The sequence below is a fragment of the Nesterenkonia alba DSM 19423 genome, assembly GCF_000421745.1.
GTDB lineage: Bacteria > Actinomycetota > Actinomycetes > Actinomycetales > Micrococcaceae > Nesterenkonia > Nesterenkonia alba.
This window is the reverse complement of the sequence record NZ_ATXP01000010.1, coordinates 20,343-33,107: the sequence shown is the minus strand read 5'-3', so window position 1 is coordinate 33,107 and position 12,765 is coordinate 20,343. Positions and strand designations below refer to the sequence as shown.

Sequence of the window (12,765 nt, the reverse complement as noted above, 5' to 3'; positions counted from 1 at the left end):
CGGGGGCTTATGCTCCGGTGTTTTTCTCCTCGGCTTTGACTCGCTGCCAGGCCGCTTCGATCTCCGGGATCGACGCCGCCTTCGGGTCCAGGGTGCCATCGGGTGCGTAGACGTGGGGGTTGCGTCGGATGAGTTTGGCACTGATCGCCTCGGCTACGCCGTCCAGATCGAACTCGCCTCGTTCGGAGGCTAGCTGGGCGTGGAGGACCACTTGGAGCAGAACATCCCCGAGTTCCTGACGCAATGGCTCACCGGTGACCCCAGCGCTGATCTCCTCAGCGACCTCCTGGGCTTCTTCGGTCAGGTACTCGGTGAGGGATTCGTGGGTCAACTGTGCTGTCCAGGGGCAGTGCTGACGCAGTTCAGCAATGATCTGCTGCAACCGCTGCATATTCGCCAGGTTGTTCTCCGCCACAGTCGCTGCCTCCCTGTGCGGTTACTGCCAGGCTTCCAGCAGTACGGCCGTGAGGGTTTCTCGTTCCTCGTACCCGAGGAAACTCGATTCCAGGGCGTTGACCTGGAAGTCGGCGAGTTCGGCGAGGCTGTAGTCGAAGGCATCAGCCAGGGCAGCCAGTTCACCGGAGAGCGTCACGCCAGAGACCAACCGGTTATCGGTATTCACACCCACGTTGAAACCCAGCTGGTAGAGCATGTCGAAGGGGTGGTCAACCAGGGTGGGGGTGGGTGTTCCTTCAGCAAAGGTCGCAATGGCCCCGGTCTGAAGATTGGAGGTGGGGCTGATCTCCAGGTGGATCTGCCGGTCACGGACCCACCGGGCGATATGCCCCAATTCGACTTCGACGAGCTGCTCTTCACCCTCACCGGTCTTGGAGCGGGAGTCGTCCCCGGTGGTGACGGTGATGTCCTCGGCGATGCGAACCCCGTGGCCGAGGCGCTGAGCCCGCCCAGAGACGAGCGCATCACGAATGGAATCGATGCCTGCAGCCTCTCCGGCGTGCACTGTGGTGGGGAACATCGCCTCCGCCAGGATGGTGAATGCCGGGGCGAAGTTCACCGGAGGAAACCCCTGCTCGGGGCCGGCGATGTCGAAACCGACGACGCCGGCGTCGCGGTGCCGTAGGGCAAGTTCGGCGATCTCGGGGGCACGGTCGTGCTGTCGCATGGCGGAGAGGATCTGCCCGATCACGATGACCCCATCGGCTTCAGCGACGGACTCGGCACCTTCGTTCAGCCCGGCCTGGACGGCTTCGACGGCGTCATCGAGGCTCAGTCCCCCGGTGAGGTGCTGTTCGGGAGCCCACCGGACCTCAGCGTAGAGGACGCCGTCGGCGGCCAGATCCTCCACGTATTCGCGAGCGATGCGACGCAGGTTCTCGGCGGTTTGCATCACCGCAGTGGTGTGCTCGAAGGCCTGAAGGTACTGGACCAAGTCACCGGAGGCGGCATTGCGGCGAAAGACCCGCTGCAGCTCCTCAGGGTCTTCAGCAGGAAGGGCGTGTCCGATCGTGCCCGCGAGCTCGATGAGGGTCGTTGCCCGCAGCGATCCGTCGAGGTGATCGTGCAGGGAGACTTTCGGAAGAGGACGAATCTGTTCTTCGAGCTGGGCAACGGGCGTGCTGGAGGCAGCATCAGTGAATGTCACACGGCCACTCTACCGGCGCTGCTGCTGAAGGTGACCGGAGTCGTTCTGGAGCCGGTCACCCGTACCGGCGGCGGTAAGCGGTCGGTGTGACGCCGAAGTGCTCTTTGAAGACTCGACGAAAAGCGTTGACGTGGGTATACCCGACTCGGTGTGCCACCGCGTCGACGGCCGCACCGGAACGCAACAGCACTGCGGCTGCTTCCACCCGGTTGCGGATCCTCCACTCCCGTAATGTGCTTCCGGTCTCGGCGACAAACGCCCGCTCCAGGGTCCGCTCCGAGACGTGCACGGAGGCTGCCAGCTCAGCCACGCACCGAGTGTCACCCGGGTTGAACCGTAGGGCTTCGGCCACTCGCCGCGCCTGTGCTCCGGTCGGCATGGGTAGCGATTCCGAGGCGATCGGACTCTGCTCGATCAGCGCCAGCACTTGGCGGGTGATATTCACTGCCGGCCTGATCTGACTACTCGAGGAGACCATATGGGCCAGTAACAGAGAGTGCAGATCGTGCCCCACCGTCACCGTGGTCGACTCCTGCACTGTGGTGGCAATCAGCTCTCGCGGGAAGAACAACGGCACCACCACGGAGTCCTCCCGGACGGTGAAACCATGCCGGAGACCAGCGGGAATCCATCGGGCAGTTCCAGCAGTGAGTTCATACGACTGCCCTTCAACCATCAGGTCGGTGCATCCGCGCACCTGCCAGAGGAGCACGTGGATGTCATCCTCCACTCGTTCGCTCAGCACCGCCGAAGGAATCCACACAGAAGACCGCGTTGCCGTGATGGTCACCACTGCACTCGTCCTTTCGGGCTTGGCGTGTCGGCTGTCGGAATGTGTTCATCCTCTGACGGGATCGGCGAACCGAATAAGAATAGGTTCGCCTAACCTAATCAGGCAAGCGGTGTCTGTGTGCCCGCTGATGTCACCACCCTGATGAGAAAGGCCTATCCATGACCGTGCCCTCCTCCCCCTGGGCAAAGCCCACCGCCCTGCTGGTCGGAACCCTCCTGCTATTGACCGCCTGCGCCGGAACGGAGGACAGCGAGGACAACGACGACGACGGCGACACCTCAGACTCCCAGACCGGCGAGGGTCTGGTGCCGGAGGCTGAGGGGAACGTGGAGTATCCCCTGAGTATCGATACCGTCCACGGCGAGATTGAGCTTCAACAGCGGCCCGAACGGATCGCGGTCGTGGGCTGGAATCCCAACCACGACGCGGCGGCCTCTCTTGGCGTGACCCCGGTCTACGCCTCCTCCCGCAGCTTCGAGTACGGCTGGATGGATGACCAGTGGCTTGAGAACATCGAGACACTGGAAGAGCGTGAGGACGCCGATCTCAACGTGGAGGGCATCGCCGCCTCCGACCCTGATCTGATCTTCGTACCCAACACCGCCGAGTGGTTCGAGGATGAGGAGATCGAGCGGCTCTCTGAGATCGCACCTGTGCTGGAGCACGACGAGATCGTCCCTGGTGACCAGGTGGACTGGCGGGATGCCCCTGAGCTCCTCGGGCAGGCCCTGGACCTCTCCGAGGCGGCCGCGGAGGTCATCGCCGAGGCGGAGCAGTCCATCGAAGACACTGCCGCCGACCACCCGGAGTTTGAAGGCACCAGCCTCACCCTGGCCACCGACTACGGCGAGGAATACGGCATCGAGTATTACAACACCCCCGGCGGCACCGCCGAGGAGATCGTCAATATGCTGGGCTTTGAAACTCCGTCTGGTGCCGAGGCCTACGCTGAAGACGCCAGCGTCTCCGAAGAGAACCAGGCCGACCTCGACGCCGACATCCTCATCATGTTCTACGCCGAGGAGTCCATCCAGGAGGGCCGCGAGTCCTCCGAGCTGTTCCAACAGATCCCGGCGGTCCAGGAGGGCCGGTATGTCCCGGTGCTGGCCACTGAGGACGAGCGCGCTGAGGCCGGTGCCATATGGGTCCTCCGCCGCGGTGCCAGCGCAAAGAGCCTCCCGTGGATGTTAGACGCCCTGGCTGACTGGGCCAACGAAGCCGGGCTTGAGGGATAGCCCCCATCGCATGCCGGTAGACACGCAGGTGCCTGCCGGGCAGAAGATGGCTGCCCCGCCCTCTGCCCGGCAGGCACTGACACGGCGTAGGACCCTTGGACTGTTCACCCTCCTGGCTGCCCTGGGACTGCTGCTGTTGACCAGCCTGGCCCACGGGTCTAACTCGTTGAGTTACTCGCAGGTGTGGACCGGTCTGTGGGTCCGGGACACCACTGAGGCTTCGCTCATCGTCTGGGAGTTACGCATCCCCCGGACTGTGGTGGGGGTGATCGTCGGCGCCTGCTTCGGAGTGGCCGGCGCCCTCATTCAGGCGCTGACCCGCAACCCGCTGGCCGACCCCGGGATCCTCGGGGTCAACGCCGGGGCAGGATTCGCTGTCACCCTCGGCGTCGGTTTCTTCGGGTTGACCGGCATTACCGGCTACATCTGGTTCGCCTTCTTGGGAGCTGCGGCAGCGACGCTGCTGGTCTATGTGATCGGTTCTGCAGGCCGCGGCATCATCTCTCCGGTCACGCTGGTCCTGGCTGGGGTCGCCCTGGGCGCGGTGCTGAACGGGTTCAGCACGTTCCTGACTCTCATCGACCCGGACACCTTCCGCTCCATCCGCAATTGGGGCTTAGGCTCGATCGCCCGCACCGACCTCGCAGACACCCTCTCGGTCCTCCCTCTGCTGTTGACCGGCCTGGCGATCGCCGTATGCCTTTCCGGCTCACTGAACTCCGTGACCCTGGGCGATGATCTCGCCGCCTCACTGGGGACCAAGATCATGCGCACCCGGGTCCTGGGGATCATCGCGGTGACCCTGCTGGCCGGCGGGGCCACGGCACTCACCGGCGGCATCGCGTTCGTCGGGCTGATGGTCCCGCACATTGTCCGGTGGTTCGTCGGACCGGACCAACGCTGGATCATCCTCTGTTCAGCGCTGGCGGCCCCTGTGCTGGTCCTTGCCGCGGACATTCTTGGCCGGGTGATCGCCCGGCCTGGAGAAGTAGAGGTCGGCATCCTGACTGCCATCGTCGGGGCCCCGGTTCTGATTGCCCTCGTGCGGCACCGAAAGGCCAGCGGACTATGAGCACCAGGACCGCTCCTCGACCGGGATGTGACGTCGACTTCGGGTATTCGGTACTCCGCCCTCGCACGCCCTGGTGGTCGGCCAGGATCCCAGTACGGCTGGTGTGCCTCGCCCTGCTGCTCGGCGCAGCCGCGGTACTGATGGGCCTGCTGGCGATCACCCTGGGGGACTACCCCCTCACCCTCGGTGAGGTCTTCACCACGCTCACGGGCGCCGGGGAAGACTTCCACCGGATGATCGTGCTGGACTGGCGAGCCCCGGTGGCTGCAGCCGCCGTGGTCTTCGGCGCACTGCTGGGCATCGGCGGAGCCATCTTCCAGTCACTGACCCGCAATCCGCTGGGATCTCCGGACATCATCGGGTTCGACGCCGGAGCCTACTTCGCCGTGGTCATCACCATCTTGGTCCTCGGCTCGGGCGGATACTGGTCAGTGGCCACTGCCGCACTGGCCGGAGGGCTACTGACCGCTTGCGCCGTCTACCTGCTGGCCTATCGGCGCGGCATCCAGGGGTTCCGACTGATCGTTGTGGGCATCGGGGTGTCCGCCATGCTCGGCTCGGCCAACGCCTACCTGATAACCCGGGCTGAGATCGACGACGCTATGACCGTGGGGTTCTGGGGTGCAGGGACCATCACCAGAGTCACCTGGACCGGCATGGTCCCTGCGGCAGCGCTGGGGTGCGCGATCATCCTTGCAGCGACGGCACTCGCCAGATCCCTTCGTCAGCTGGAGCTGGGCGACGACGCCGCCACGACACAAGGCATCGCAGTCAACTCCGCCAGACTGGGGCTCATCGTCACCGGTGTGGCCACGACCGCCCTGGTCACCGCCGCAGCAGGCCCGATCGGCTTCATCGCACTGGTGGCACCCCAACTGGCCCGCCGGATCACCCGATCGGCCGGAGTGAGCATGTTCTCTGCAGCAATGATGGGAGCGCTGCTGCTGACCGCAGCTCACCTGCTGTCCCTGGCGGTCGCCCAGGTCTATCGCCCCGTCCCGGTGGGGCTGATCACAGTCTGCCTCGGCGGGATCTATCTGATCTGGCTGCTGATGCGCGAGGCACGTCGACACAACGGAGTCATGCCATGAGGCTCAGCGCTGAGAGCATCACCATCGGCTATGACAGAAAGATCATCTCCGAAGACCTCAGCGTAGAGGTCCCGGAGGATTCCTTCACCGCCATCATCGGACCCAACGGCTGCGGGAAGTCCACCTTGCTGCGTGCCCTGGCCCGTGTGCTCACCCCCAGCGCCGGAGAGGTGCTTCTAGACGGCAAAGCTGTCCAGCAGTACCGCAGCAAGGAGCTCGCTCAGCGTCTGGGGCTACTGCCGCAAAGCTCGCTGGCCCCCGACGGCATCCGTGTGGCGGACCTGGTCTCAAGGGGACGGGCGCCGCACCAGGGGCTTTTCCAGCAGTGGCAGGCCTCCGACGAGGAGGCGGTCAACGCTGCCCTGCAGGCCACGAAGCTCACCGAGCTCTCCGGCCGGCTGGTCGATGAGCTCTCCGGGGGTCAACGCCAGCGCGTCTGGGTGGCGATGCTGCTGGCCCAGCAGACTTCGATCATGTTGCTCGACGAGCCCACCACGTTCTTAGACATCGCTCACCAGTACGAGCTGATGGAGCTCTTCCGCGGGTTCCACGAGCAGGGCAAGACCGTGGTCACAGTGCTGCATGACCTCAACCAGGCCGCTCGTTACGCCGACCATCTCATCGTCATGCGGGACGGCCGTGTGATCGCCACCGGCCATCCTCAGGACGTCATCACCGGCGAAATGGTCGAAGAGGTCTTCGGCCTGCGCAGCCTGGTGGTTCCTGATCCTGTGACGGGCACCCCCTCGGTGGTGCCTCTCGACCCCAGGACGGCGACCGCCACCGAAGCGAGCTGAGCCAGGAAGCCCTGGCTGGCTCGAGCGCTCAACCGGAAGGGTGGGAACGCTCCGGATCTGCGCCGTCTTCGTCGTCGGGGTCGCAGTGACCGCCAGTGGCGTCGTCGTCGTGGTGGTCTTCACGGTGCCGGGAGTGACCGTGGTGCTCACCACGGCGGCCGGGCAGGTGCAACGGAAGCTCCACTTCGATGGTGGAGGTGTCCTGATAGCCCTCCGGGTCGATCTGCACGCCACGGGAATCCAGCCATGCGGTCAGGCGCGCGAACGCCCGTTCGAAGATCCACCCGACAACGATCGCGACTCCGATCCCCACCACCATCGCGATGAACATATTGCCGAAAAGTGCTGTACCCACCACCCCGAGCCCGGTCAGCCACCCCGCCCACATCAGCGAAGCTGCCGCGTCGATGAGCAAGAACCGCCGCAGGGAGAAAGCAGTGGACCCGGCCACGAAGTTGATGGCGACCCGCGCTCCGGGGATGAACCGTCCGACGAAGATGACCAGCACTCCGCGTTTGTCGAGCTCGTGACGAGCCCACAGCAGAGTCCGCTGCATGGCGGGTTTACGCATCCACCGGAACCGCTCGGTGCCAATGGCGCGTCCCATATGCCAGGCGATGAAATCCCCGGTGACGGCTCCGGCTGCGGCTACCAGGGTGATCCACAGCCAGAAGGGCGTGCCGGGCTCCCCCTGCACGGAGGCCAGTCCGATGACGATGGTGTCCGACGGCAGGACGGGGAAGAACCCGTCACCCACGCAGAAGGCGAACAGGCCCAGGAGGGTCCACCACCCGGAGGCGGCGTCGAGCACGAGCTCCTGGGCGCGGTCGATGATCTCGCTGAGTCCCACGGCGGCTCCGGTTACAGGGCCTCGGCGGTGATGCGGTCGTGGATAAGCGGCGGGAGCTTAAGCTCCGTCTCCTGGCACGCCACCTGGTAAGCGCCTTCGAGGGCTTGTTCTGCCCGGGCGATGCGACTCGGATCATCGGTGTGCAGCGTCAGCAGTGGCGCTCCCGCGGTGACGGTGTCCCCCGGTTTGGCGCACAGGTTCACCCCGGCGACGGACGAGACCGGGTCCTCTTTACGGGCACGACCGGCTCCCAACCGCCAGGCGGCGATGCCGACCGCGTAGGCGTCCAGGTGGGTGAGGACACCACTGTCCGGCGCGGGGATGGTGTGCTGGTGTTTGGCTTGCGGCAGGGGTGCTTCCGGGTCGCCCCCCTGGGCCCGGATCATCGCCCGCCAGGTGTCCATGGCCCGACCGTTGCGCAGGTGTTCGGCGGGGTCGGCATCCACTCCAGCGGAGGCGAGCATTTCAGCGGCCAGTGCGCAGGTGAGCTCGACGACGTCGTCAGGCCCGCCTCCGGCGAGTACCTCCATGGCCTCGGCGACCTCCACGGCGTTGCCGGCACTACGCCCCAAAGGAGTGCCCATTTCCGTGATGAGCGCAGTCGTGCGTACTCCGGCGTCGGTGCCGAGGGCGACCATGGTCCGTGCTAACTCCGCGGCGTCCTCGGAGGTCTTCATAAAGGCTCCGCTACCGGTTTTGACATCGAGCACCAGGGACTCGGCACCTTCGGCGATTTTCTTCGACATGATGGAACTGGCCACCAGGGGGATGGACTCCACGGTTCCGGTGACATCCCGCAGGGCGTAAAGCTTCCGGTCCGCCGGGACCAGCCCTTCCCCCGCGGCGGCGACCACCGCGCCGACCTGACGTAGTTGGTTCAGCATCTGACGGGTACTCACCTCAGCCTGCCAGCCGGGGATCGATTCGAGCTTATCCAGGGTGCCACCGGTGTGGCCCAGGCCCCGCCCGGAGACTTGCGGTACGGCCACCCCGTAGCTGGCCACCAACGGCGCCAGGGGCAGGGTGATCTTGTCCCCCACTCCTCCGGTGGAGTGTTTATCAACTGTGGGGAGTCGGGTGCCGGCGTCGTCGGTGAGTCCACTGAAATTCATCCGCTCACCGGTGGCAATCATCGCCTCAGTCCATGCGGCGGTCTCGGCCCGGGTCATCCCATTGAGCAACACGGCCATGGCCAGTGCACTCATTTGCTCATCGGCGACGACGCCGGCCGTGTAGGCCTGCATCAACCAGCGGCTCTGCGCCGGGGTCAGTTCGCCGCGGTCACGCTTACACCGGATGAGGTCCACCGCGTCAAAGGCTTCAGGGTCAAAAGCCTCGGGGTTGAAAGCCTCATGGTCGAACGCTGCGGTGGCACCATCAGTGCCGTTGACAGCTGAGCGGCGCTGGGGGTTCATCGGTTCTCCGCGGTGAGGTCGGCCGGGCCGAAGGCCTCTGGCAGCAGGGCCTGCAGGGTGGTCACACCCGCGGCGGTTTTGATCCACAGTGTTTCGGCGGCGAATTCGGCCAACAGTTGCCGGCACCGTCCGCACGGGGTGATCGTCTCCCCTGCACTGTTGACACAGGTGAAAGCACGCAACCGCCCGCCGCCGGTGAGTCGCAGTTGGCCGATCAGTGTGCATTCAGCGCACAACCCCAGCCCGTAGGAGGCATTCTCCACATTGCAGCCGGTGATGATCCGGCCGTCCTCGGTGAGTGCCGCCGCCCCAACCGGGTAGTCCGAATAGGGGGCGTAGGCAGCATGCATGGCTTCGGTGGCAGCTGTGGTCAGCGCCTCGAAGTCGACTGCCTGGGCGGCTGTCACGGCCGCGCCTCGCTGATACAGGTCTCAGCCACCGCGGTCATCACTTTGACCCCCACGGCGATAGCGCGCTCATCGGGGATGTAGTCGCCGCGGTGGAGATCGTAGTCCTCCCCGTCTGGGGTCTTAGTGCCCAGGCGGAACATGGACCCGGGAACCTCCTGGGTCATCCAGCCGAAGTCCTCCCCGCCCATGGACTGCTCAGCCAGGGTGAGGTTCCTCCGGCCCAGGACCCGCTTGGCGGCCTCATCGACAATCGCTGTCTCAGCCGAGGTGTTGCTCACCGGTGGGACCCCGCGCACATGGTCGAGGGCGACGTCGACCCCGTAGGGTGCTGCCGCCTCCTGGACGATGGCGCTGAGATAACCACCGGCTTCTTTCCAGGCGTCGATGTCCAGCACGCGCATCGTTCCGTGAAGAGTTCCCACTGAGGGAATCGCGTTGGCGGCGTTGCCGGCTTCGATGTGCCCCCAGACCAGGGAGACCCCACTGCGGACATCGATTCTGCGGGCCAGTACGGCCGGCACCATGGTGGCGATATGTCCTAGAGCCCCGACGACGTCCTCGGTCAGGTGTGGACGGGAGGTGTGCCCACCGCGGCCAGTCACCTCGACCCGGACCAGATCGCCGGCGGAGGTGATCGGCCCGATCCGGGTGCCGATGGCTCCCACGGTGAGTTTGGGATCGCAGTGCAGTGCGAAGATCCGCGGCACCGGTTGCAACAGGCCCTGCCGGACGGCTTCCTTGGCTCCGCCGGGGAACTGTTCTTCGGCCGGTTGGAAGATGATGCGCACCCGGGCGCCCAGCCCGGCGGTGTGGCCGGCGGCAATGCGCTGGGTGTGCAGCTGATGCAGGGCGCGTGCCAGGCCAAGCATCACAGTGGTGTGGATGTCGTGGCCGCAAGAGTGGGCCACCCCCTCGTTCTGCGAGGCGTACTCCAACCCGGTGGTCTCTACGATGGGCAAGGCGTCAATGTCCCCGCGGAATGCCGCCGCGTAGGGGGCTTGGTCGTCTTCGGGCCCGACGTCGACCCACACGCCGGTCGTCTCCGGGAAACGCTGGGGTTGTAATCCCACGGCTTCCAGTTCAGCGATGATCCGCTCCGTGGTGCGTTCTTCTTTCCAGGACAGCTCCGGGTGGGCGTGAATGTCTCGCCGGAAGGTGATGAGGTCACCTTCGAGTTCGGAGATGAGAGCCCCCGCGTCGACCTGGTCGCCGGCGGCACCGGACACCTCGGCGTCGACTCTGGCGGTGGTCTCTGGGGCCTCGGCCTCAGAGGACATCGTTGTCTCCCTTCTCCTTGAGTGCTTCGACGGCTTTTTTCACGTTTTGCGCGTGATCTGTGGTGGTGACCAGCAGGGCGTCCTCAGTATCGACAACTACGATGTTCTCCACTCCGATCAGCGCCACCACCCGGTTGGTGTCAGCGACCACGACCCCGGTGGCGTCCTCGGAGTAGACCCGGGCTTTACGCTCCCCCAGGACCGTCATGCCCTCCTGGGCATGGGCCGGATTCAACCGAGCGATGGCAGCGAAGTCTCCCACATCATCCCAGGTGAACTCCCCCGGAATCACTGCCACATCCCCGGCAGCCGCAGCCGGCTCCGCCACGGCATAATCAATCGCGGTCTTCGGCAGCTCAGGCCACACCTTCATCAGAACGTCCTGACGATCCTCGGTGTCCCAGGCCGCAGCGATCTGACTCAACCCGGTATACAGCTGAGGTTGGGCAGCCTGCAGGTGATCCAACAACAGTTTCACCGGGGCCACGAACATCCCTGCATTCCACAGGTAATCCCCACTGGCCAGATACTGTGCAGCCACCGCGGCCTGAGGTTTCTCCACGAACTCGATCACATGATGGGCCCGCGGCGCACCAGCAACCTCTAACCGCTCCCCCTGCCGGATATACCCAAATGCGGTTGAAGCATGCGAGGGTCGAATTCCAATGGTGACGATCTTGCCTGCGGCGGCAGTGGCCACCGCCTCAGCGACCGCCTGCTGGAAAGGAGCCACCGGGTGGATGACCTGATCGGCGGCGAAGGAGCCCATAATTGTCTCTGGATCCCGGGCGTGCAGAATCGCGGCAGCCAGCCCAATCGCAGCAGCCGAATCCTTCGGTTCTGGCTCCAACACCAGGTCATCGGGGGCTAACTCTGGGATCTGAGCTGTCACCGCAACAGAATGCTTCTGCCCGGTGACCACCATCACCCGATGCTGGGCCAACGGCAACAGCCGCTCATAGGTCGAGCGGATCAAGGTGGTGCCTGACCCGGTCAGATCGTGCAAAAACTTCGGCGCATCCGCCCGGGACAACGGCCACAGCCGCGTCCCCACACCACCAGCAGGAATCACCACATGAAAACGCCGCAGCAGATCGTCACTCGTCACCTGAGACAGCCTAATGCGAGGGCCGCTCAGTCGCGGCATTGAGGGAATCATCCGACGTCACACTTTTCTACAAGCTGTAGAAGAAATTTTCGGTTCATATAGCAGTTAACGGCTAGGATGTCGGGGATGAAGCTTCGCGCCATGCGACGATGCAGGGAGGTTCACCACCGGTGACGCAGACAGAATCTGAGACGAAGAGTGCTTCGGGAGGCCGCGGCACTCTCTATAAGGGACGCGAGGGGATGTGGTCCTGGGTCGGGCACCGCATCACCGGCGTCGGTATCTTCTTTTTCCTTTTGGTTCACGTGCTTGACACCTCACTGGTGAGGGTCAGCCCGGAGGCCTACAACGCGGTGATCGGTGCTTATAAGCACCCGATCATGATTATCGGCGAGATCGGCCTGGTCGGCGGGATCGTCTTCCACGCCTTCAACGGAATCCGCATCATCCTGGTGGATTTCTGGAAGAAGGGCACCCGGTACCACCGTCAGATGCTCTGGGGCGTGCTCATTGTCTGGGCCGTGACGATGATCGGATTCACCGTCCGGCACCTGATGCTGTTCCTCGAAGGCTGGGAGGGGTTCTAAACCATGGCGACACAGGCAAATCCTGAAGCTGTTCTGCCCGCCCAGGGCATTGAGGCACCCCGCTCGGGCCGCATCGACCCGAAGTACCTGCGCTCCCGCACCTCGCGTAGCAACTTCGAAATGATGGCCTGGGTCTTCATGCGCGTCTCCGGCGCGGCCCTGGTGGTGCTGATCTTCGTCCACCTCTGGGTCAACCTGATGGTCGGCGACGGTATCCACCAGATCGACTTCAGCTTCGTGGCCGGCAAATGGGCTAACCCCGTCTGGCAGTTCTGGGATCTGACCATGCTGTGGCTGGCGATGCTGCACGGCACCAACGGCATGCGCACCATCATCAACGACTACGCGGAGAAGGACTCCACCCGTGCCTGGCTGAAGGCGATCCTGTACCTCTCGGCAGCAGTGATCATCATCCTGGGCACCATGGTCATCTTCACCTTCGAGCCCTGCCTGACCGATGAGGCCGGCAACCTGCTCGAAGGCGTGGCCCCTGAGTTCTGCCACGGCGTGTGACCGCCGAGTAGTCC

Annotated in this window: 14 protein-coding genes; 6 read left to right on the top strand and 8 right to left on the bottom strand. The window is 64.7% G+C overall.

What is annotated here, in order from left to right; genetic code table 11:
• Positions 1-7: 7 nt before the first annotated feature.
• From H578_RS14250 to H578_RS0108400, 3 genes are read right to left on the bottom strand one after another with little or no spacing between them, the layout of a single operon-like run.
• Positions 8-415 (bottom strand): MazG nucleotide pyrophosphohydrolase domain-containing protein, encoded by a 408-nt coding sequence (locus H578_RS14250; protein ID WP_022873256.1) that lies wholly within the window; start codon positions 413-415, stop codon positions 8-10.
• 21 nt (positions 416-436) lie between these two features.
• Positions 437-1,603 (bottom strand): adenosine deaminase, encoded by a 1,167-nt coding sequence (locus tag H578_RS0108405; RefSeq protein ID WP_022873255.1) that lies wholly within the window; start codon positions 1,601-1,603, stop codon positions 437-439.
• Positions 1,604-1,658: 55 nt separating this feature from the next.
• The gene (locus H578_RS0108400; protein WP_211215193.1) at positions 1,659-2,393 is read right to left on the bottom strand and encodes an AraC family transcriptional regulator; all 735 of its coding nucleotides are present in this window, start codon (positions 2,391-2,393) and stop codon (positions 1,659-1,661) included.
• A gap of 161 nt (positions 2,394-2,554) precedes the next feature.
• On the opposite strand from H578_RS0108400, the gene H578_RS0108395 reads away from it, so the two are divergent.
• The 4 genes from H578_RS0108395 to H578_RS0108380 are packed head-to-tail and all read left to right on the top strand — an operon-like array spanning position 2,555 to position 6,591.
• On the top strand, positions 2,555-3,631 hold the full coding sequence (locus H578_RS0108395) for an ABC transporter substrate-binding protein (protein WP_022873253.1): 1,077 nt from the start codon (positions 2,555-2,557) through the stop codon (positions 3,629-3,631).
• 10 nt (positions 3,632-3,641) lie between these two features.
• Positions 3,642-4,703 carry a FecCD family ABC transporter permease gene (locus H578_RS0108390; RefSeq protein WP_022873252.1) on the top strand — a complete coding sequence of 354 codons (1,062 nt, stop codon included), beginning with the start codon at positions 3,642-3,644 and terminating at the stop codon, positions 4,701-4,703.
• Positions 4,700-5,794 carry a FecCD family ABC transporter permease gene (locus H578_RS0108385; RefSeq protein ID WP_022873251.1) on the top strand — a complete coding sequence of 365 codons (1,095 nt, stop codon included), beginning with the start codon at positions 4,700-4,702 and terminating at the stop codon, positions 5,792-5,794. Before H578_RS0108390 ends, H578_RS0108385 begins: the two co-directional genes overlap by 4 nt.
• A complete protein-coding gene (locus H578_RS0108380) occupies positions 5,791-6,591 on the top strand; it encodes an ABC transporter ATP-binding protein (RefSeq protein ID WP_022873250.1) in 801 nt (266 codons plus the stop codon). The genes H578_RS0108385 and H578_RS0108380 overlap by 4 nt, the downstream gene beginning before the upstream one ends.
• Before the next feature lie 28 nt (positions 6,592-6,619).
• Here H578_RS0108380 and H578_RS14245 read toward each other — a convergent pair whose 3' ends face one another.
• Genes H578_RS14245 through H578_RS0108355 form a run of 5 tightly spaced genes read right to left on the bottom strand, consistent with a single transcriptional unit; the run spans position 6,620 to position 11,690 of the window.
• On the bottom strand, positions 6,620-7,441 hold the full coding sequence (locus tag H578_RS14245; protein ID WP_022873249.1) for a DedA family protein: 822 nt from the start codon (positions 7,439-7,441) through the stop codon (positions 6,620-6,622).
• An 11-nt stretch (positions 7,442-7,452) separates the two neighbouring features.
• Positions 7,453-8,856, bottom strand: a complete 1,404-nt coding sequence (locus H578_RS0108370) for a thymidine phosphorylase (RefSeq protein WP_022873248.1) — start codon at positions 8,854-8,856, stop codon at positions 7,453-7,455.
• Entirely contained in the window at positions 8,853-9,263 is a 411-nt protein-coding gene (locus tag H578_RS0108365) for a cytidine deaminase (RefSeq protein ID WP_022873247.1), read from the bottom strand. Before H578_RS0108365 ends, H578_RS0108370 begins: the two co-directional genes overlap by 4 nt.
• Entirely contained in the window at positions 9,260-10,543 is a 1,284-nt protein-coding gene (locus H578_RS0108360) for an amidohydrolase (protein WP_022873246.1), read from the bottom strand. The genes H578_RS0108365 and H578_RS0108360 overlap by 4 nt, the downstream gene beginning before the upstream one ends.
• Positions 10,533-11,690: a mannose-1-phosphate guanylyltransferase gene (locus H578_RS0108355; protein ID WP_051130840.1), complete on the bottom strand. Its 1,158-nt coding sequence runs from the start codon at positions 11,688-11,690 to the stop codon at positions 10,533-10,535. Before H578_RS0108355 ends, H578_RS0108360 begins: the two co-directional genes overlap by 11 nt.
• A 110-nt stretch (positions 11,691-11,800) precedes the next feature.
• Between H578_RS0108355 and sdhC the strand changes: the two genes are divergently transcribed.
• Complete coding sequence (gene sdhC, locus H578_RS0108350; RefSeq protein WP_084710102.1) at positions 11,801-12,238, top strand: succinate dehydrogenase, cytochrome b556 subunit; 438 nt, start codon at positions 11,801-11,803, stop codon at positions 12,236-12,238.
• 3 nt (positions 12,239-12,241) lie between these two features.
• A complete protein-coding gene (locus H578_RS0108345; protein WP_022873243.1) occupies positions 12,242-12,751 on the top strand; it encodes a succinate dehydrogenase hydrophobic membrane anchor subunit in 510 nt (169 codons plus the stop codon).
• Positions 12,752-12,765: the final 14 nt, after the last annotated feature.